At 71.5% G+C, this 17350-nt stretch carries 18 protein-coding genes, 1 tRNA gene and 1 pseudogene; 9 read left to right on the top strand and 11 right to left on the bottom strand.

What is annotated here, in order from left to right; genetic code table 11:
• Positions 1-39: 39 nt before the first annotated feature.
• The 5 genes and pseudogenes from SCA03_RS15065 to SCA03_RS15045 all read right to left on the bottom strand — a co-directional run bounded on the left by SCA03_RS15065 (position 40) and on the right by SCA03_RS15045 (position 3710).
• On the bottom strand, positions 40-312 hold the full coding sequence (locus tag SCA03_RS15065) for a DUF8847 domain-containing protein (protein ID WP_030876138.1): 273 nt from the start codon (positions 310-312) through the stop codon (positions 40-42).
• Positions 313-541: 229 nt separating this feature from the next.
• Positions 542-994: pseudogene (soxR, locus tag SCA03_RS15060) on the bottom strand (redox-sensitive transcriptional activator SoxR); the annotation flags it as partial.
• Between the two features lie 57 nt (positions 995-1051).
• A complete protein-coding gene (locus tag SCA03_RS15055) occupies positions 1052-1789 on the bottom strand; it encodes a TetR/AcrR family transcriptional regulator (RefSeq protein ID WP_030876132.1) in 738 nt (245 codons plus the stop codon).
• Positions 1790-1880: 91 nt separating this feature from the next.
• Entirely contained in the window at positions 1881-2837 is a 957-nt protein-coding gene (locus SCA03_RS15050) for an AurF N-oxygenase family protein (protein WP_030876129.1), read from the bottom strand.
• Between the two features lie 375 nt (positions 2838-3212).
• A complete protein-coding gene (locus SCA03_RS15045; protein WP_030876126.1) occupies positions 3213-3710 on the bottom strand; it encodes a DUF5949 family protein in 498 nt (165 codons plus the stop codon).
• Positions 3711-3967: 257 nt separating this feature from the next.
• Between SCA03_RS15045 and SCA03_RS15040 the strand changes: the two genes are divergently transcribed.
• Positions 3968-4411, top strand: coding sequence for a hypothetical protein (locus SCA03_RS15040; RefSeq protein ID WP_030876124.1), 444 nt, complete (start codon positions 3968-3970; stop codon positions 4409-4411).
• Between the two features lie 115 nt (positions 4412-4526).
• Here the strand turns inward: SCA03_RS15040 and SCA03_RS15035 are convergent, their stop codons facing one another.
• From SCA03_RS15035 to SCA03_RS15015, 5 genes are all read right to left on the bottom strand, one after another.
• Entirely contained in the window at positions 4527-4934 is a 408-nt protein-coding gene (locus SCA03_RS15035) for a rodlin (protein WP_037851321.1), read from the bottom strand.
• 135 nt (positions 4935-5069) lie between these two features.
• Positions 5070-5378, bottom strand: a complete 309-nt coding sequence (locus SCA03_RS15030; RefSeq protein ID WP_051846587.1) for a hypothetical protein — start codon at positions 5376-5378, stop codon at positions 5070-5072.
• 313 nt (positions 5379-5691) lie between these two features.
• Positions 5692-6294, bottom strand: coding sequence for a chaplin (locus SCA03_RS36980; protein ID WP_030876115.1), 603 nt, complete (start codon positions 6292-6294; stop codon positions 5692-5694).
• Positions 6295-6461: 167 nt separating this feature from the next.
• Entirely contained in the window at positions 6462-6698 is a 237-nt protein-coding gene (locus SCA03_RS15020) for a chaplin (RefSeq protein ID WP_086814675.1), read from the bottom strand.
• Between the two features lie 275 nt (positions 6699-6973).
• Complete coding sequence (locus tag SCA03_RS15015) at positions 6974-7375, bottom strand: rodlin (RefSeq protein ID WP_030876111.1); 402 nt, start codon at positions 7373-7375, stop codon at positions 6974-6976.
• Positions 7376-7679: 304 nt separating this feature from the next.
• Here SCA03_RS15015 and SCA03_RS15010 point away from each other — a divergent pair, with 304 nt between their 5' ends.
• Complete coding sequence (locus tag SCA03_RS15010; RefSeq protein WP_086814686.1) at positions 7680-8585, top strand: universal stress protein; 906 nt, start codon at positions 7680-7682, stop codon at positions 8583-8585.
• A 475-nt stretch (positions 8586-9060) separates the two neighbouring features.
• Positions 9061-9663: a polysaccharide deacetylase family protein gene (locus SCA03_RS15005; RefSeq protein WP_230988691.1), complete on the top strand. Its 603-nt coding sequence runs from the start codon at positions 9061-9063 to the stop codon at positions 9661-9663.
• A gap of 170 nt (positions 9664-9833) precedes the next feature.
• On the opposite strand, the gene SCA03_RS15000 is transcribed toward SCA03_RS15005, so the two are convergent.
• Positions 9834-9905: transfer RNA gene (locus tag SCA03_RS15000), tRNA-Arg, on the bottom strand.
• Positions 9906-10061: 156 nt separating this feature from the next.
• On the opposite strand from SCA03_RS15000, the gene SCA03_RS14995 reads away from it, so the two are divergent.
• The 6 genes from SCA03_RS14995 (at position 10062) to thrB (ending at position 16991) form a co-directional block, all read left to right on the top strand.
• The gene (locus SCA03_RS14995; protein WP_078872787.1) at positions 10062-10598 is read left to right on the top strand and encodes a response regulator; all 537 of its coding nucleotides are present in this window, start codon (positions 10062-10064) and stop codon (positions 10596-10598) included.
• A 109-nt stretch (positions 10599-10707) separates the two neighbouring features.
• Positions 10708-11583, top strand: coding sequence for a DALR anticodon-binding domain-containing protein (locus SCA03_RS14990; protein ID WP_230988690.1), 876 nt, complete (start codon positions 10708-10710; stop codon positions 11581-11583).
• Between the two features lie 14 nt (positions 11584-11597).
• The gene (gene lysA / locus SCA03_RS14985) at positions 11598-13025 is read left to right on the top strand and encodes a diaminopimelate decarboxylase (protein WP_030876100.1); all 1428 of its coding nucleotides are present in this window, start codon (positions 11598-11600) and stop codon (positions 13023-13025) included.
• A gap of 111 nt (positions 13026-13136) precedes the next feature.
• Positions 13137-14435, top strand: coding sequence for a homoserine dehydrogenase (locus SCA03_RS14980; protein ID WP_030876099.1), 1299 nt, complete (start codon positions 13137-13139; stop codon positions 14433-14435).
• 72 nt (positions 14436-14507) lie between these two features.
• Complete coding sequence (thrC, locus tag SCA03_RS14975) at positions 14508-15644, top strand: threonine synthase (protein ID WP_371863944.1); 1137 nt, start codon at positions 14508-14510, stop codon at positions 15642-15644.
• Positions 15645-15986: 342 nt separating this feature from the next.
• Complete coding sequence (thrB, locus tag SCA03_RS14970) at positions 15987-16991, top strand: homoserine kinase (protein ID WP_030876094.1); 1005 nt, start codon at positions 15987-15989, stop codon at positions 16989-16991.
• Positions 16992-17350: the final 359 nt, after the last annotated feature.

Here is a 17350-nt window from a genome sequence, read left to right as displayed (position 1 = left end):
CCGCCGACCGCCCCGGTGCGTCCCGCCGTGACGCGTGGCTCACGACCGTCGGCCGCGCCACGGCAGCCGGCTCAGCGGCCCTCCGTCCGGAGCGGCGTCCGGGGCGTGCACATACCGCCAACCGCGGGGCAGCCCCCACCGGTTCACCCGCGCCGGCTCCAGCCGGTACACGTGCACCACGGGCGCCGCGTCGCCGCCTTGCGGTACGGGCACCTCGTAGGTGCGCGGCGGCCTGCCGGTGGGTCCGACGAGCACGGGCAGGGAGCGCCCGTCCATCGGGCCGCCGACGAACGTGGTCTCCTCGCTGCGCACCGGCTCAACCCGCCCGGCGGTGCGCGCGGCCGGACCGGCTGGCAGCGGGTTTTTCCTCCGCAGCTGCGTCTTCTTCCGCATCTGTGGTGCCCTGAGCGTCGTCGCCGCAGCTGCCGGTGCCGCACTGCGCCGTCGCCGCATCACCGGCGCAGCTGTCCGTCTTCGCGGCCGCGGTGCCGGTCCGGTCGCAGGAACGTCCGCCGGCCGCCGACGGGTCGGGCCCGCAGGGCTGCGCGAGCGCGCGGGCACCGGGGCCCTCCTCGCCGAGGCGGTCGTGCGGATTGGCCAGGGTGCACGTGGTCAACGAGAGGCAGCCGCAGCCGATGCAGTCGGTGAGATGGTCCCGCAGCTGTTCCATGAGGGCGATCCGCTGGTTGAGGTCCTCACGCCAGCACTCCGAGACCGCCGCCCAGTCCTCCGGCGTGGGAGTGCGGCCCTCCGGCAGCAGCGCCATGACCTCGCGGATGGCGGCCAGCGGGATACCGAGTCGCTGGGAAGCCCGGATGAAGGCGATCCGCCGCAGTGTGTCGCGGCTGTAGCGGCGCTGGTTGCCCGAGGTGCGCCGGCTGTGGATGAGCCCCTCGCGTTCGTAGAAACGCAGTGCGGACGTGGCCACTCCGGCCCGCTCGGCCAGTTCCCCGACAGTGGCTTCCTTGGCTTTCCAGGACAGTTGAGTCGCCATACGGGTCAGCCTAGCCCGAGGTTGAAGCGTTCTTTAAGTCCTGGGATGCGCCGGGGGTCACAGCAGATGGGCCGCGCCCTCCACCACCGGCAGTACCGAACGCGCCAGCTGTCCGACGGGTCCGTCCCGCTTCTCGACGTGCAGCGCCTTACGCGTCAGCCGGGCCACGTCGGGATCTCCCGCAGCTGTGGTGACGAGTACGGCGACGAACTGCTGCACCAGCCGGTCCCGCAGTTCTTCCAGTGCGGGCTGTTTCCCCTCGTCGAGCCAGATGAGCGAGGCGGCCTCCACCGCGGCGATCCACGTCCGCACCGCCATCCGCAGCCGCGGCCCCGGCCCGGACGGTCCGTACGCGGGGTTGAGATGGGCGTAGATCTCCTCGGCGGCGTGCCGGCGGACCTCGTCGACTATCGCGTTCGTGCGGGACGTCTCGACGACACTGCCGCCCTGGAGCAGTGCCTTGAACCCGGCATCGTGCTCGTCGACGAACAGCAGATACCGGTCCAGCGCCCGGGAGAGCCGCGTGGTGAGCGGCCCGGTGCACGGTTCGGCGAAGCACTGCTTCAGCTGGTCGGCCGCACTGCGCAGGGCCACCTCGTACAGCTGTTGCTTCCCGCCGGGGAAGTAGCGGTACACCAGGGGCCGGGAGACGCCTGCCGAGGCGGCCACGTCGTCCAGCGACACCTCGTCGGGCGGCCGGTGGGCGAACAGTCCGAGCGCGTGGACGAGCAGCTGTGTGCGCCGCTCGTCCACGCTCAGTCTGCGGTACGCCGGTGCGGTGCCGTTGCTGCTCATGCTGTGCAGCGTATCCGTCCGGTCCCGCTCGGACGCCGGTGCATTCCGTCCCCGCAACCAGGGGAGGTGGAGCCCGGAGACGTTCACGGGGTCACTTCGGCAGCAGGCCCGAGCTGACCCACAGCTTGCGGCCGACACCGCGCAACACCCCGATCTCGTCCAGGAAATCGGTCAGCCGCTTGGCGCCGGACTGCATCACCTCGCGCCGGTGGCCACTCGCCTTGACCTGTGCCAGCGCTTCCTGCTTGTTGAGGCCGACCTCCTCGTACACCTGGGGGTTGACGAAGGATATGGAGAACACCCGGGCCGCCTCGCCGGAGCTGACCCGCGTCAACTCGGCCTCCCAGCGCGGGCACTTCACCATCTGCCGGCGCAATTCCTCCCGCGCGTACCGCACGTGCCGTGCCTCCTCGATGACGTGGATGCGCGTCACGCCCCGCACCAGCGGCTGAATGCGCTCGTCGGGGAACGTGAGCCGCTGCATCCAGTCGAGGATCTCCTCGCCCAGCAGCGTCGCGGTGAACGAACCGGGCGTCGTGGAGATGGTCTTGAGGAGGCGGGCGAGATTGTGGTGCAGCCGGGAGACCGGGTAGGCGGGACAGCCGGTCTTGGTGATCAGTTTGGCGAACATCATCGAGTGCCGGCACTCGTCGGCGATCTCGGTGAGCGCGTAGCGCACATGGCTGCTCGTGAGCGGCTTGTCGTAGATGTGCCGCACGAGCAGCTGCATGAGGATGACCTCGAACCAGATGCCCAGCGAGGCGAGCGAGGCCGCCTCGTGCCGTGAGAGGTCCTGGCGCTGTTCCTCCGACATCCGCTTCCACAGCGGGGTGTCGTACAGCGAGACCAGCTCCGGCGGCCAGAACCACTTGCCGTCCTCGAAGGCGGCGTCCCAGTCGAGTTCGGTCTCCGGGTCGAACGAATGCTTCCGCGAGGAGTCGAGGAGCCGCTCGGCCACCTGTTCACGGTCCTTGAGCAGACCGAGGGCGTCCCTGAGTACCTCGCGTTCGGTGGTGGCAGCGGCTCGGAGCTCAGGCGCTGTCGTCATCTGGGGCACCTCTTCGTTGCGGTTACCGGCGGTCACGTCCCTGTGATTCTTATGAGACTGCGTGTCAGCAAGCGCGTCAATCCCCTGTGCGCCTCTTGTTGACCGCGCGGTAACACGCAACAGCTGCACCGCCGGACCTCCCTTCGGCGACTGGTGCGCGGTGTTCCTTCACCCGCCGCGCCGGCCGCGGCGATCCAGACGGGTCTCCGTGGCTTCCCCGTACACAGCAGCGGCCCCGGAACACAACCTCTCGAAGCGGTACGGGCCTTCGTGTACGAGGTCCTCGCCGTTCGGGAGGTGTGTCCAGGGGCCGCCGTGAGTGCTCCCCGTGTCACCGGAGTTCGACTCGCGCCACAGCTGTGGCGGTATGCCTGGTCAGTTCGCCAGGCTGCGCACCGGCAGGAGGCAGTGCGCGGAGGTCGTCATCATCTCCTCGTCCACGAACGCCCGCAGTGCGTCCTCGTCGATGGCGCTCTCCTGCTGTGCCAGTGGCCAGGGCTTGGTGGCGAACATGAAGTACACCTGCTGCCGCTGAAGCGCCGCGTCCAGCCACTCCTGCCGGACGGGGTACTGCACCATCAGCTTGGGCAGCGTCAGCACGGCCTGCCCGCCCTCCACCAGCAGCGTCACCGGCAGCGGGCGACCGTCCGTCCCGTCCAGCATCTGACCGACGGGAAGACCCGCGCTCTGCAGGAAGCGGCGCGTCGCCTCCCTGCACGCCTCCGGTCCCTCCGCCGTGTCACCGAGCGAGAAGACGACCAGAAAGGCCATGTCCCGTCCGTCCTGCGGACTTTCGCCGCTCCAACCGATCGTGGTGAAGGTGCCGCACTGATCCTGCCGAGGGCCGCCCTGAGCGGTCTGGGGGATGGTCATGGACCGGCACCCTAGTGGTGACAAGACGTGCGGAAGGCGCTCGAATCACTCTGAATGACCACAGCTGTCCCGCCGAGCACGCCACCGGGGGCAGGCTCGTTCACCAGTGCGTTCTCCGTGAGCTGACGTCTGGTGCGTCCGGATGCGCCACTGCCCCAGCGGCTGGAAGCGCGAGCAACGGCTCAACTACTGTGTGCATGCGTAATGTCACTCTCCGAAGGGGAGTGGCGCTCAACCCCTCCCTCTGGTGGTGACTCATGCTGCACTCCACTTCCGGCCGCCGGGCATCCTCCGTGCCGCGCTCCGTGCTGCGCATCGGCGTTCTGGCCTCCGTCGCGGGCGGTGTGCTCGGGGGCGGCGCCGCCGGTGCGCTCGCCGCGGACGGAAGCGCCCTCGGGCAGGCCGGCGCGATCACGGGTGACGCGCTCGACAAGGGGCTGAGCGGGCCCATGTCGCACACGGTCAGCGGCACCGGCAAAAGCCTGCACAGCTCGCTCGTCCCGGCCACGTCCCTCCCGCTCAACCCCTTGGCGGGGACGGGCAGCGACCTGCTCGACAACTCCGTGGGCACCCAGATCGCGGACTTCCGTGAGGTGAGCACCCGCGCCGTCACGGGGCCGCTGTCGGAGGGCGACTCGCTCTCCGAACTGCCTGGGATCGGCTCCGCGGTCAACACGGTGACGGGCGCGCTGCCCGGCTGAAGCCGCGCGCCTGCTCCCCCGCAGGCCGAAGGCAGGCGGGGGAGGCAGACGGAAAGGAGCCACCGGCGCCGAGCGCCGGTGGCTCCTTCGTGGGCCGCATGGCCCGGGGGAACGGTCAGTGGTTGGCCGCGCCGTTCGCGGACAGCACCGGGAAGTCGTCCAGGATGTGCGACAGCGTCTCGTCGCCCTTCGCCTGGGACGAGTTGTCCGAGCACTGCTGGTCCATCGGGTTGGACAGGACGTTGATGTCCTGAACGGTGACCGGCACGACACCCACGAGCGAGCCGACGTTGAGCTTCTTCAGCGCGGCGATGCAGGGCTTGTTCAGCGTGCCCTGGATCAGGCTGTTCTGCGGGCTCAGGTTGCCCTGGGTGGCGGAGTTGCCGAAGGACTGGTCGGCCCCGTTCCCGTTCACCGTGGTGGTGCCGGTGTCGTTGCCGATGGCCAGCGCCTGCGGAGCAGCCATCGCGGAGACGCCGACGAGCGAAACGGCCACCGTTGCGGTGGACAGTGCCTTCTTCATCATGGGTTCTACCGTTCTTCCTTGAAGAGTGCGGAAGTCTGGGACGTCGGGTTCAACTATCTTCCGCTTGGTGAGTTTTTCTTTTTCACCTGAATGGTGAATACGGCGTGACGTCCGGAGCGTTGAGCTCCGTGACTACTGGCCGAGCAGTCCGCCGGCCACGGGCAGGCTCTTGAGGGGGAGGCCGCCCAGCAGCCCGCCGAGGAGCTGCTTGCCCTGCTCCGCGCCCTGGGCCGCAGTGCCCTTGACGCCCTCCGACACCTTCCTGACCTGCGGCCCGTCGATGGGGGCCGCGTCCAGGGTCTCGCTCTGGAGGCCCTTCTGCAGGCCACCGTTGAGGCTGAAGTTCGGCGTGGGGGCGGCCTGGTCGGCGACGGCCGGAGCCGCGGCTCCCAGAGCCATCACCGAACCCGCGACAGCGGCGGCGGTCTTGCTGTACTTCATGTGGTGCTTCTCCCCGGAGAGGTGGCGTGAGTTCCGGCAATACGACGGAACGACCCGGGAATTCGCGGCACCCGGCGCCTCCGACGTCGCTCTTGATAACGACAACGAGTCGCTCCGGAAACGACGGATCCAGGCACTTTTCCGGAAGTCGCGCAAAATGCGATCGGCACCCTCCCGCTGCGCAAGGGACCGGTCCCGGAGAAACCTTCCGGGACCGGACGAGAGGGAGGGAGGTGCCCGGTGTCGCGGACGTCGGTGCGGGGCGGACCGGTGCGGTCCGCCCCGTCCTTCACTTCGGCGCCGGTGGCCGGAATCAGCCGTTCCGGCGGGTGGAGCGGCGGTAGAGGACGAGGCCGCCGGCGAGCACGCCGGCACCCAGCGCCGCCATCGCCCCGGCCCCGGCGGCCCCGGTGGCCGCGAGCTGCGGGTCCGCCGGGCGCGCCTCCTGGGCCGCACGCGGAGCCTCCTGTTCCGCGGCCGGCTGCGCGGGGGCGCGCTGGGCCGGGACGGAGGCCCGCTCGACGGGCTGCTCTTCGTGCACGACGCGCTCGGAGGAATCGGCGGGCGGTGCCTGCTCGGCAGGCTTCTCCGGCGTCCGCTCGTGGTGGTCGTGCTCCGGTGCCTCGGGAGCCGGCTTCTCCGGGGCGGGCCGCTCGGCCGGACGTGCCGGGGAACCGTCGTTGGCGCACTGGTTGCCGAACGTCGGGTTCAGCAGCCCGACGACGCTGACCGAGTTGCCGCACACGTTGGCCGGGATGTGCACGGGAGCCTGCACCGTGTTGCCCGACAGCACGCCGGGCGAGTTCGCGGCGCCGGACTGGGCACCCGCGTCCGCCTGCGCGTATCCGGCCGCGCCGGCCAGCACACCGCTCGTCGCGGCGGCGGTCATGAGGCTCCTGCTCAAGACCTGTCGCATGGTCTCTTCCTGCTCTCAGTCTGTCGCGGAGGGCCGGTACCCGCTCAGGCCCGGGTGCGCCCCCGCGTGCTCGGAGGGTTCTTCGAAAAAGGGGACGGCCCCGGTGCGTGAGCTCCACGCCCCACGCACCGGAGCCGATCCGGACTGGTTCCGCGTACCGCGGAAGGTCAGTTGTTGACGCAGGTGTTGCCGAACGCCGGGTTGAGCAGGCCGATGATGTTGATCGTGTTCCCGCAGAGGTTGACCGGCAGGTGGATCGGAGCCTGGACCACGTTCCCCGACAGGACGCCAGGGGAACCCGCGGCGCCGCCAGAGGCACCCGAGTCGGCGAGGGCCGGAGCGGCGGCGGTGCCCAGAGCCATCAGGGTGCCTGCGGCGACCGTCGCAACCTTCGTGTACTTCACGTGGGAGTCCTTTCTTGAGCGGGTGTTCGCTGGACCACGGATTTCGTATGTCCACGAGTGCGGGCTGATCGCCTGCAACTCCGCTGTCGCCATTCGTAACGAGGACAGGGATCCAGGCGACACGAATAAAGCGGAATTGCCGGGTGTCTCCCTCAGACGGCGGAATCGTATGCTCGGGCCGTCTTTTGTCGGGTGAGCACAACGGAGCCGCAAGCGGGCAGCGAAAGGCCCGGGGAGCGTGGCGCTTCCCGGGCCTTTCGTCGCGGAGCGGAGGCTCAGCGGTTGGCGGTGCCGTTGTTGGAGAGCAGGCCCACCCGGTCCAGGAGGTGCGAGAGGGACTCGTCGCCCTTGGACTGGGTGGAGTTCTCCGTGCACTGCTGGTTCTGCGGGTTGGACAGGACGTTGAGGTCCTGGACCGTGATCGGAACAACTCCCACCAGCGAGCCGAGGTTGGCCTTGCCGGGCAGGGCGATGCAGGGCTTGTTGAGCGAGCCCTGGATCAGCGCGAACTGGGGGCTCCAGTTCCCGTGCGTGGCGGAGTTGCCGTACATCTGGGCCGCGCCGTTCCCGTTCACCGTCGTGGTGCCGCGGTCATCGCCGGCGGCCATCGCCTGGGGGGCCGTCAGGCCGACGACGGCCGTGGCAGCGGCGGCGGTGGCCAGCGCGTTCTTGATCATTGATTAGTCCTCCTGATGGGAGCTCAGACGCGAGCGCACTGGACAACTCGGGCATCCACGCTTGGTTGCGGAGGTTCACTCGGACGACAGGCGGTGATCCGATCAGATCCGCTGCCGTTCGGACACGTGTGCACCGACTCGTGCGGGACGTTCGAGCCGGGGCGGTTCCCCGCTGGTCCCGCCCGTTCGGGCCATCCGTCCCTGCCGGTGGGCCGGGCGGGCGGTAAGGCTGTAAGGCGGCAGCCGGGCCCGTGCGGTGGCCGGGAGCGGGGCGGGCCGGCGGACCCGGATGAGGAGCGTGGACGTGAGCGCAACAGTCGTTGTGGGAGTGGACGGGTCACCTTCGAGCTTCGACGCGGTGGTCGTCGCGGCGCGGGAGGCGGTGTTGCGCGGGAGTGCGCTGCGGATCGTCCACGCCTTCTCCCGGCAGCTGACGAAGGTGCCGCTCGGGCCCTCCGGCGTCGCGCAGCCCGAGGGCGTGCTGGACAACGAGGCGCAGCAGACCGCAGAGGAGGCGGCCGCGCGGGCACGGCTGGCGCAGCCGGGGCTGGAGGTGACCGCGGCTGTCGTGGCGGGGTCGCCGCTGTCCGTGCTGACGGACGCCTCGCAGGGCGCCGCGCTCGTCGTCGTGGGAACGCGGGGCCTCGGAGGCGTCACGGGGTTGCTCGTCGGTTCCGTGGCGGTCCACCTCGCCGCGCACGCCGCGTGCCCGCTGCTCGTCGCGCGGGGCAGGCCGGCCGCCTCCGGGCCCCTGCTGCTGGGGGTCGACGGCTCGGACGTGGGAGACGCGGCCGTCGGCTGGGCGTTCGCCGAAGCCTCGTTGCGCGGGGCCGAACTCGTCGCCCTGCACGCCTGGAACAACTGGACGGGGCCGGTCGCCGTCGGACCGGGGGTGCAGATGCCGCCCGTCTACGACCTCGACACGCTCAGGGCCGAGGCCGAGCGCACCCTGGAGGCCGCGCTCGCACCCTGGCGTGAGCAGTACCCGGAGGTCCGCGTCGTCCCGCAGCTGATCCAGGAGTACACGCGGCAGGCACTGATCGAGGCGAGCGAGGAGGCGCAGCTCCTCGTGGTGGGCGCGCGGGGGCGCGGTGGTTTCGCGGGGCTGCTGCTGGGGTCGGTCAGCCAGGCGATCCTGCATCACGCGGCGTGCCCGGTCGCCGTCGTCCGCCGGGAGCAGGAGCCGGAGCACCGGTACGAGCTGGAGTGACGGGCTCGGCGGCCGACTTCCGGGTGGGAGGCCCCGCCCTGGGGGCCGGGCGTAACCGGGAAGCGCGGATCGCGCACGCCGGGAGCTGCGTGCGGCTGAAGTCGCTGCCGGGGCCGTGTCAATGAACGCGGCCGTGCGGGAGCCGTGAGATCTATAAGTCATGCAGTATGACAAGTGTGGACTGACGCGTCGTCGGGCTCTGCTGGGCGGAGCCGTGGCCTGCCTCGGTGCCGCCGGTGGCTGGGCCTGGACGCAGGACTCGACCGGAGGTGCGTCCGGTGCGGCATCGTCCCACCGGGCGCTCGGCGGCGCCTCCTCGTCATCGGGCCGGCTGCACGGGGCAGCCGCGTCCGGTCGCCTGGGACGGCGGCCTGCGCATGCGAGCGCGGGGCGCCCCTACTCGTACCGCACACGCCCCTACACGGGCGTGCCCCGGGGAACCGTGGGGCGCTCCGGCGCGCGGTTGCCCACTTCCGTGCGCCAGGGTGCCCACCTGCGGCTGGGCGGTGAGGACAAGCGGATCGCGCTGACCTTCGACGACGGCCCGCACCCCGTGCACACCCCGGCCGTCCTCGACGTGCTGCGGCGGCACGGGGTCAAGGCGACCTTCTTCGTCGTCGGGCAGTGCGCCCAGGAGTATCCGCATCTGGTCAAGAAGATCGCGGCGGACGGGCACCTCGTCGGCAACCACAGCTGGAGCCATCCGCAGCTCGACAAGCTGTCGGTGCAGCGGGTCGAGGAGGAGCTGGGGGGCACGAGCCGGCTGCTGTACCGCCTGCTCGGGGCGCCTCCCAGCCTGGCCCGGGCACCGTACGGCGCGTGGGACCGCGCTTCGCTGCGCATCTGTGCACGGCTGGGCATGGAGCCGGTGGGCTGGTCCGTGGACACCACCGACTGGTCGCGGCCCGGCGCGGCCACCATCCGTTCCCGGGTGATCTCCGGCGCGGACGCGGGGGCGATCGTCCTCTCGCACGACGGCGGCGGCAACCGCTCGCAGTCCGTGCAGGCTCTGGAGCACTATCTGCCACGGCTGTTGGAGATGGGCTACGTCATCACGCCTGTGCGGGTGGGCGACTGAGACGGCGTCCCCGCCGGTGCCGTGTCTTCCGCGGATGTCGGGAGGTGTGCTCGCGTAGGAGCGGACCCGTTGCGGGGACAGCGAGACGGGTCACCGGGCGAGCATGCAAAGACGCCCCGTGATCGACATCTCGGGTCGGTCACAGGGCGTTTCGGTACTTCGACGAGAAGTACCCCCGGCAGGATTCGAACCTGCGCACACGGCTCCGGAGGCCGTTGCTCTATCCCCTGAGCTACGGGGGCTTGTCGGCCGTCTGTGGCGGCGACATGAAGAACACTATCAGCTTGTGGGGGGTGGTCCGGAACGGGGTTTCACCGGCGGGGGAGGTGAGGGGGCGGAAATGGGCAAAAGCCCTCCGGGCGTGGAGTTGCGCGCCTACGCTGTGTGGTGTGCCAGGTATGTCCGGCCGGGTGCTGGTTGTCGACGACAGCAGCGTCATCCGGCAGCTGATCAGGGTCAATCTCGAGCTGGAGGGCTTCGAGGTGGTGACCGCAGTCGACGGCGCCGAGTGCCTGGAGGTGGTGCACCGCCTCCAGCCGGACGTCGTCACGCTCGATGCCGTGATGCCGCGGCTCGACGGGGTGCGGACCGCCGAGCGGCTCCGGGCGGATCCGCGGACGCGGGACGTCCCGGTCGCGCTGGTGACGGCGTCGACCGAGCTGAATCATTCCGGTGTGGTGGGCGCCGAGACGGGTGTGGACGCCTTCCTCGCGAAACCTTTCGAGCCTGCCGAGCTGGTGCGCATGGTGCGGCAGTTGATGCACGGCAGAACCACGGGTCGGGCGTCCGCGGCGGAGCCGGCCGTGCGGGAGACCGTCGCGGTTCCGGAGAGCAGAAGCGCCGGGGACGGCGAGGAGGAGTGCGGCAGAGCCGGAGCGGGGGAGGGTGCGGCGCGGGCGCCCGGGTCCGCCGTTTCCGGGACCGTCGAGCCCTGAGCGGGCCGTCCGGGGCGGGACGCGTCCCGGGGTGCGGGCCGCGGTGGGGTGCGGGGCGGAGCAGAAACCTGTTCGCGTGGCCCTGGTGGGCCTCCCATACGCTTGTTCCGTGACCCCCGCCCAGCTCTCGCGCACCCTCCGGCACACGCTGCGCTGCGCCCATGCGGCAGGGGAGGTGCGCGGCCTCCCCGAGAGGCCCCGCATCGTCGTCGAGTCGCCGCCCCGCAGAGGGCCCGGCGACTACGCGACGGGCATCGCCTTCCGGATCGCCGCGCAGGCGGGGGCCACCCCCCGTGAGGTCGCGGATGTGCTGTGTGCCCGGCTCGGGCGCGCGGAGGGGGTGGCCTCGGCCGAGGTGGTCGGCGGGGGTTTTGTGAACGTGACGCTGGACGAGGGGGCGCGGGGCGCGCTCGTACGGGAGCTCATGGGGAGCCGGGCCGCGCCCGGTGCCGTGCCGGGAGCCCCGGGAGGGGGCGGTGATCCGGACGCCGCCGTGTGGCCGGAGGGCGCCGAGGTCCTTCCCCGGGCGCGGGTGGAGGACGATCCGGCGCGGGACATTCCGCGCTGGGCCGAGGCGACCGGTGAGCGCCCGGAGGCGCTGGCGGTCCGGACGGAGCGCTCCAGCTCGCTGTTCCGCGTGCAGTACGCCCACGCGCGTGCCTGCGCCCTCGTGCGCGCCGGGCGTGAGCTGGGCGCCGGGCCTGAGCCCAGCGGCCGGCAGACGGCGGTGGGCTCCGGCGGGCGCCGGCTGCTGGCGCTGCTCGCCGACCGGGCGCGGATCACGGAGCCGGGGCCGCTCGCCCGCCACCTGGACGCCGTCGCCGGTGCCTTCGCGGACTTCCACGACGCCGGTGAGCCGCTGCCCCGCGGGGACGAGAAACCCGGGGCCGCCCACCGTGCGCGGCTGGCTCTCGCCGAAGCCACCGCAGCGGTGCTGGCCGGCGGCCTGTCCCAGCTCGGCGTCACCGCACCCGCACACATCTAGGGACACGAAGAGTCATGAGCCGTTCCGCACACCCCGCAGGGCCCCGGCACGCCGATGTGCTTCCGGAGGGGCGCTACCCCGGGAGCACAGCTCCGCCCGCCGATCTCAACAGCCTCGACCCGCAGGTGTGGGCGCAGACCGTCCGGCGGTCCGCGGACGGCGCCGTCTCGGTGGGCGGGCTCGATGTCCGTGCGCTGGCCGAGGAGTTCGGTACGCCCGCCTACATCCTGGACGAGGCCGACTTCCGGGCCCGCTGCCGGGCCTGGCGCTCCGCCTTCGGCGAGGGCGCGGACGTCTACTACGCGGGGAAGGCGTTCCTCTCCCGTGCCGTCGTGCGCTGGCTGCACGAGGAGGGGCTGAACCTCGACGTCTGCTCGGGTGGCGAGCTGGCCACCGCGCTGGACGCCGGGATGCCGCCGGAGCGGATCGCGCTGCACGGCAACAACAAGTCGTCCGAGGAGATCGACCGGGCGGTCGGGGCCGGGGTCGGGCGGATCGTGCTCGACTCGTTCCAGGAGATCGCGCGGGTGGCGCACGCGGCGCGGCGGCACGGCAGGCGGCAGCCGGTGCAGATCCGGGTCACGGTCGGTGTCGAGGCGCACACGCACGAGTTCATCGCGACAGCGCACGAGGACCAGAAGTTCGGGCTCGCGCTCGCCGGGAGCGCCGCACACCCGGAGGCCGGGGGAGGGCCGGCGGCGGAGGCCGTCCGCCGGGTGCTCCAGCTGGACGACCTGGAGCTGACCGGGATCCACTCGCACATCGGCTCGCAGATCTTCGACATGGCCGGCTTCGAGGTCTCCGCACGCCGCGTCGTCGGTCTGCTGACGGCCGTGCGGGACGAGCACGGGGTGGAGCTGCCGGAGATCGATCTGGGCGGCGGGCTGGGCATCGCCTACACCGCGGAGGACGACCCGAGCGCGCCGCACGACATCGCCAAGGCCCTGCGCGACATCGTCACACGGGAGTGCGAGGCGGCCGGGCTGGCGGTGCCGCGGCTGTCGGTCGAGCCGGGCCGCGCGATCGTCGGGCCGACGGCGTTCACGCTGTACGAGGTGGGCACGCTCAAGGAGCTGGAGGGGCTGCGCACCTATGTGAGCGTCGACGGCGGGATGTCGGACAACATCCGTACCGCGTTGTACGACGCGGAGTACAGCGTCGCGCTGGTGTCCCGTTCCTCGGACGCCGAGCCGATGCTCAGCCGCGTGGTCGGCAAGCACTGCGAGAGCGGCGACATCGTCGTGCGCGACGCGTTCCTGCCCGCCGACCTCGCGCCCGGAGACCTCCTGGCGGTACCCGCGACCGGCGCGTACTGCCGCTCGATGGCGAGCAATTACAACCACGCCCTGCGGCCGCCCGTGGTCGCCGTCAAGGACGGTGCGGCACGGACGATCGTGCGGCGTGAGACGGAGGAGGATCTCCTGCGACTCGATGTCGGCTAGCGAGATTTATGTCCCACATGCTGGACCCGGCGTGGAATCCGCGGACCGGTACGTGAGACTTGACACCACACGACACGCTGTGACGAGACAGACGGAAGACGAGGTCGGATGATGCGTACGCGTCCGCTGAAGGTGGCGCTGCTGGGCTGTGGAGTGGTCGGCTCAGAGGTGGCACGCATCATGACGACGCACGCCGAGGACCTCGCGCAGCGCATCGGCGCCCCGGTCGAGCTGGCCGGGGTCGCCGTGCGCCGCCCCGACCGGGTCCGCGCGGGGATCGCGCCCGAGCTCGTCACCACCGACGCCGCCGCGCTGGTGGCGCGGGAGGACGTCGACGTCGTCGTGGAGGTCATCGGCGGCATCGAGCCCGCCCGCTCCCTGATCACCTCCGCGTTCCAGCACGGTGCGAGCGTGGTGACCGCCAACAAGGCCCTGCTGGCCGAGGACGGCGCCACGCTGCACGAGGCGGCCGAGAAACACGCGGCCGACCTGTTCTACGAGGCGGCCGTGGCCGCCGCCATCCCGCTGGTGCGTCCGCTGCGCGAGTCGCTGGCCGGTGACACCGTCAACCGCGTCCTGGGCATCGTCAACGGCACCACCAACTTCATCCTCGACCGCATGGATTCGACGGGCGCCGGGTACGCCGAGGCGCTCGACGAGGCCACCGCGCTCGGTTACGCCGAGGCCGACCCCACGGCCGATGTGGAGGGCTTCGACGCGGCGGCCAAGGCCGCGATCCTGGCCGGTATCGCCTTCCACACCCGGGTACGCCTCGACGACGTGCACCGCGAGGGGCTCACCGAGGTGTCGGCGGCCGACATCGCCTCCGCGCGGCGCATGGGCTGCACCGTCAAGCTCCTGGCGATCTGTGAACGCGCCGCCGACGGACGCTCGGTGACCGCGCGGGTGCACCCGGCGATGATCCCGCTGAGCCACCCCCTGGCCTCGGTGCGCGAGGCGTACAACGCGGTCTTCGTCGAGTCGGAGGCCGCCGGGCAGCTCATGTTCTACGGCCCCGGAGCCGGGGGCTCGCCCACGGCCTCGGCCGTGCTGGGCGATCTGGTGGCCGCCTGCCGCAACAAGCTCAACGGAGCCAAGGGGCCGGGCGAGTCCGCCTACACGCAGCTGCCTGTTTCCCCGATGGGCGAGGTGGTGACCCGGTACCACATCAGCCTGGACGTGGCCGACAAGCCGGGCGTCCTCGCGCAGGTGGCGACGGTCTTCGCGGAGCACGGGGTCTCCATCGACACCGTGCGGCAGAAGGGCAAGGAGGGTGCGCACGACGGCGCCTGGCTCGTCGTCGTCACGCACCGGGCCGCGGACGCGGCGCTCAGCGCGACGGTGGAGGCGCTGCGCGGCCTCGACACCGTGCGCGGGGTGGCCAGCATCATGCGGGTCGAGGGTGAGTAATGAGCAGCACCGGGCAACGGTGAGCAAGGGAGCCGAGAAGAAGTGACCGTCATGGAACCTCCGATGTCACGGATGTCCGAGGCCGAGGGGCCCAGGGAGCCGGGGCGCGGCGCCGGCCGTCCGCAGTGGCGCGGCATCATCGAGGAGTACCGGGACCGCCTCCCGGTCGACGCCGACACGACTCCCGTCACGCTCCGTGAGGGCGGTACGCCGCTCGTTCCGGCCCAGGTGCTCTCCGAGCTGACCGGCTGCGACGTCCACCTCAAGGTCGAGGGCGCCAACCCCACCGGTTCCTTCAAGGACCGCGGCATGACGATGGCCATCACCAAGGCCAAGGAGAACGGCGCGCAGGCCGTCATCTGCGCCTCCACGGGCAACACTTCCGCCTCGGCCGCCGCCTACGCGGTGCGGGCCGGGATGGTCTGCGCCGTGCTGGTGCCCCAGGGCAAGATCGCGCTGGGGAAGATGGGCCAGGCGCTGGTGCACGGCGCGGAGATCCTCCAGGTGGAGGGGAACTTCGACGACTGCCTGACGCTGGCGCGCGGCCTGTCCGAGAAGTACCCGGTGGCGCTGGTGAATTCGGTCAATCCGGCCCGGATCGAGGGACAGAAGACCGCGGCGTTCGAGATCGTCGACATGCTCGGCGACGCCCCCGACATCCATGTGCTGCCGGTCGGCAACGCCGGGAACATCACGGCCTATTGGAAGGGCTACCGTGAGTACTCCCGCCCGACGCCCTCCACCGCCCCCGGCGGTGGCGAGCTGCCCGCCGTGGCCACCCGCACCCCGCGCATGTGGGGCTTCCAGGCGTCGGGTGCCGCGCCGATCGTGCGCGGTGAGCCGGTGAAGGAGCCGACGACGCTCGCCACCGCCATCCGGATCGGCAACCCGGCGTCGTGGACGACGGCCGAGCGGGCGCGGGAGGAGTCCGGCGGGCTCATCGATTCGGTGACCGATCGTCAGATCCTGCGCGCCTACAAGCTGTTGGCGTCCCGCGAGGGCGTCTTCGTCGAGCCGGCCTCGGCCGCTTCGGTCGCCGGGCTGCTCCAGGCCGCCGAGCAGGGCAGGGTCGAGCCCGGGTCGCGGATCGTGTGCACCGTCACCGGCAACGGCCTCAAGGACCCCGACTGGGCCGTCGCCGGCGCCCCGCAGCCGGTCACCGTGCCGGTCGACGCGGACGCCGCAGCCGCCCGGCTCGGCCTCGTCTGACCCGGCACGACCGGCCCGCTCGCCCGGCCCGGCCTGCTCTTCCGCCCCGGCTGCCCCGGTGCGGAAGCGCGCCGGAGCAGCACCAACGAGCCCGGCCCGTCGCGGGTTGCGGGCCGGGCCGGCGGGCAAGGAGCGCAGGGTGGCTCACGACACGCATCGTGCGCCTCCTGTGCGCCCTATGTCGCCAGTGAACCCACCTTCGATAGGCTGAGATTCACCCCGCTTCGCGCACGTCACCCGTGAGGGGCGTGTGCCACGTCTTTCCGGAGACGTTGACCGGTCCGGCGCCGCCGCGGTTCCGGGGTGCTGCTCGCAAACCACATCAAGGAGAGTCATCGGAAGATGGCCGGTCCCGCGTTCCGTGCCGCCGCCGTCCGTGTGCGAACCCCCGCCACCAGCGCCAACCTCGGTCCCGGCTTCGATGCCATGGGGCTCGCCCTCGGGCTCTACGACGACGTGGTCGTCCGGGTCGCGGACTCCGGCCTGCACGTCGACATCGCCGGGGAGGGCGCCGGCACCCTGCCCCGGGACGAGCGCCATCTGCTCGTGAAGTCCCTGCGCACGACGTTCGATCTGCTGGGCGGGCAGCCGCGCGGACTGGAGGTCGTCTGCGCGAACCGCATCCCGCACGGGCGCGGCCTGGGCTCCTCCTCGGCGGCCATCTGCGCGGGCGTCATGGCGGCCCGCGCCGTCACCACCGGGGGCGAGGCCCGGCTCGACGAGACCGGCATGCTGGAGCTGGCCTCCGAGATCGAGGGCCACCCGGACAACGTCGCGGCGTGCCTGCTCGGCGGCTTCACGCTCGCCTGGAGCGACGGGGGCGCGGCCCGCGCCGTGCGGCTGGAGCCCGCCGCCGCACTGCTGCCCGTCGTCTTCGTGCCCGCCAAGCCGATGCTCACCGAGACCGCGCGGGGCCTGCTCCCGCGCACCGTGCCGCACGTGGACGCGGCGTTCAACGCCGGACGTGCCGCGCTGCTGGTCGAGGCGCTGACCCGGCGGCCCGAGCTGCTGCTCGCCGCCACCGAGGACCGGCTGCACCAGGAGTACCGTTCGCCCGCGATGACCGAGAGTGCCGATCTGGTCGCCCGGCTGCGGTCCGAGGGGGTGCCCGCCGTCATCTCCGGCGCGGGCCCCACGGTGCTGGCACTGCCCGCCGACGACGGCGAGGCCGACAAGATGTCCCAGCTCGCAGGCGAGGGCTGGACCGCGAACCGGCTCTCCTTGGACACCGCGGGAGCGAGCGTGCTGCCGCTCCACACCGGTGCGTCGGGCGAGGCCACAGGAGGGTCGAGGGGCACGGACGGCCCCGACGGCGCACCGGGAGGCGCAGGCAGCGCACCCCGGTGACTGTCGCATACCGGTCTTCGAGAGGGGGAATGTTTGTTGGATCCGGTAGTGTTAATCTCAAGTCAGCATGCGCAGTCTCTTGGGGCGCGCACACCGCGAACGACACGGTGTGACGGTTCGAAGAGTGCGGTGCTTGCGTGTTCCCCTGGTAGCCCCAGCTGGGACCATCTCTTCTTCCAGGAGCTTCCCACACTGCTTGGATCACTGCCGGGCAGCACCGAACACGCTCCGGAGCCGGTGTGAAGGACTTCCACGTCGACGCTTCATGCCGTACCCACGTACTGATCTCCCCGCCGTACATCCAGGCGGGACCACCGCCCCGGCCAGGTCCGAGAGCACAGGACTCCAGCCGGACAGCA

Origin of the sequence: Streptomyces cacaoi (assembly GCF_006539165.1) — a bacterium.
GTDB classification, from domain to species: domain Bacteria; phylum Actinomycetota; class Actinomycetes; order Streptomycetales; family Streptomycetaceae; genus Streptomyces; species Streptomyces cacaoi.
The sequence above is the reverse complement of the archived record's forward strand: the minus strand, read 5'-3'. Positions and strand labels throughout refer to the sequence as shown.

Bases quoted from the DNA above. Each gene is read 5' to 3' on its own strand.
- SCA03_RS14995 (WP_078872787.1), top strand. From the start codon at position 10,062: ATGTCCGGCCGGGTGCTGGTTGTCGACGACAGCAGCGTCATCCGGCAG.
- SCA03_RS15055 (WP_030876132.1), bottom strand. From the start codon at position 1,789: ATGAGCAGCAACGGCACCGCACCGGCGTACCGCAGACTGAGCGTGGAC.
- SCA03_RS15040 (WP_030876124.1), top strand. From the start codon at position 3,968: ATGCTGCACTCCACTTCCGGCCGCCGGGCATCCTCCGTGCCGCGCTCC.
- SCA03_RS14980 (WP_030876099.1), top strand. From the start codon at position 13,137: ATGCGTACGCGTCCGCTGAAGGTGGCGCTGCTGGGCTGTGGAGTGGTC.
- SCA03_RS15050 (WP_030876129.1), bottom strand. From the start codon at position 2,837: ATGACGACAGCGCCTGAGCTCCGAGCCGCTGCCACCACCGAACGCGAG.
- thrC (WP_371863944.1), top strand. From the start codon at position 14,508: ATGTCCGAGGCCGAGGGGCCCAGGGAGCCGGGGCGCGGCGCCGGCCGT.
- SCA03_RS36980 (WP_030876115.1), bottom strand. From the start codon at position 6,294: ATGCGACAGGTCTTGAGCAGGAGCCTCATGACCGCCGCCGCGACGAGC.
- SCA03_RS15015 (WP_030876111.1), bottom strand. From the start codon at position 7,375: ATGATCAAGAACGCGCTGGCCACCGCCGCCGCTGCCACGGCCGTCGTC.
- SCA03_RS15030 (WP_051846587.1), bottom strand. From the start codon at position 5,378: ATGAAGTACAGCAAGACCGCCGCCGCTGTCGCGGGTTCGGTGATGGCT.
- SCA03_RS15035 (WP_037851321.1), bottom strand. From the start codon at position 4,934: ATGAAGAAGGCACTGTCCACCGCAACGGTGGCCGTTTCGCTCGTCGGC.
- thrB (WP_030876094.1), top strand. From the start codon at position 15,987: ATGGCCGGTCCCGCGTTCCGTGCCGCCGCCGTCCGTGTGCGAACCCCC.
- lysA (WP_030876100.1), top strand. From the start codon at position 11,598: ATGAGCCGTTCCGCACACCCCGCAGGGCCCCGGCACGCCGATGTGCTT.
- SCA03_RS15045 (WP_030876126.1), bottom strand. From the start codon at position 3,710: ATGACCATCCCCCAGACCGCTCAGGGCGGCCCTCGGCAGGATCAGTGC.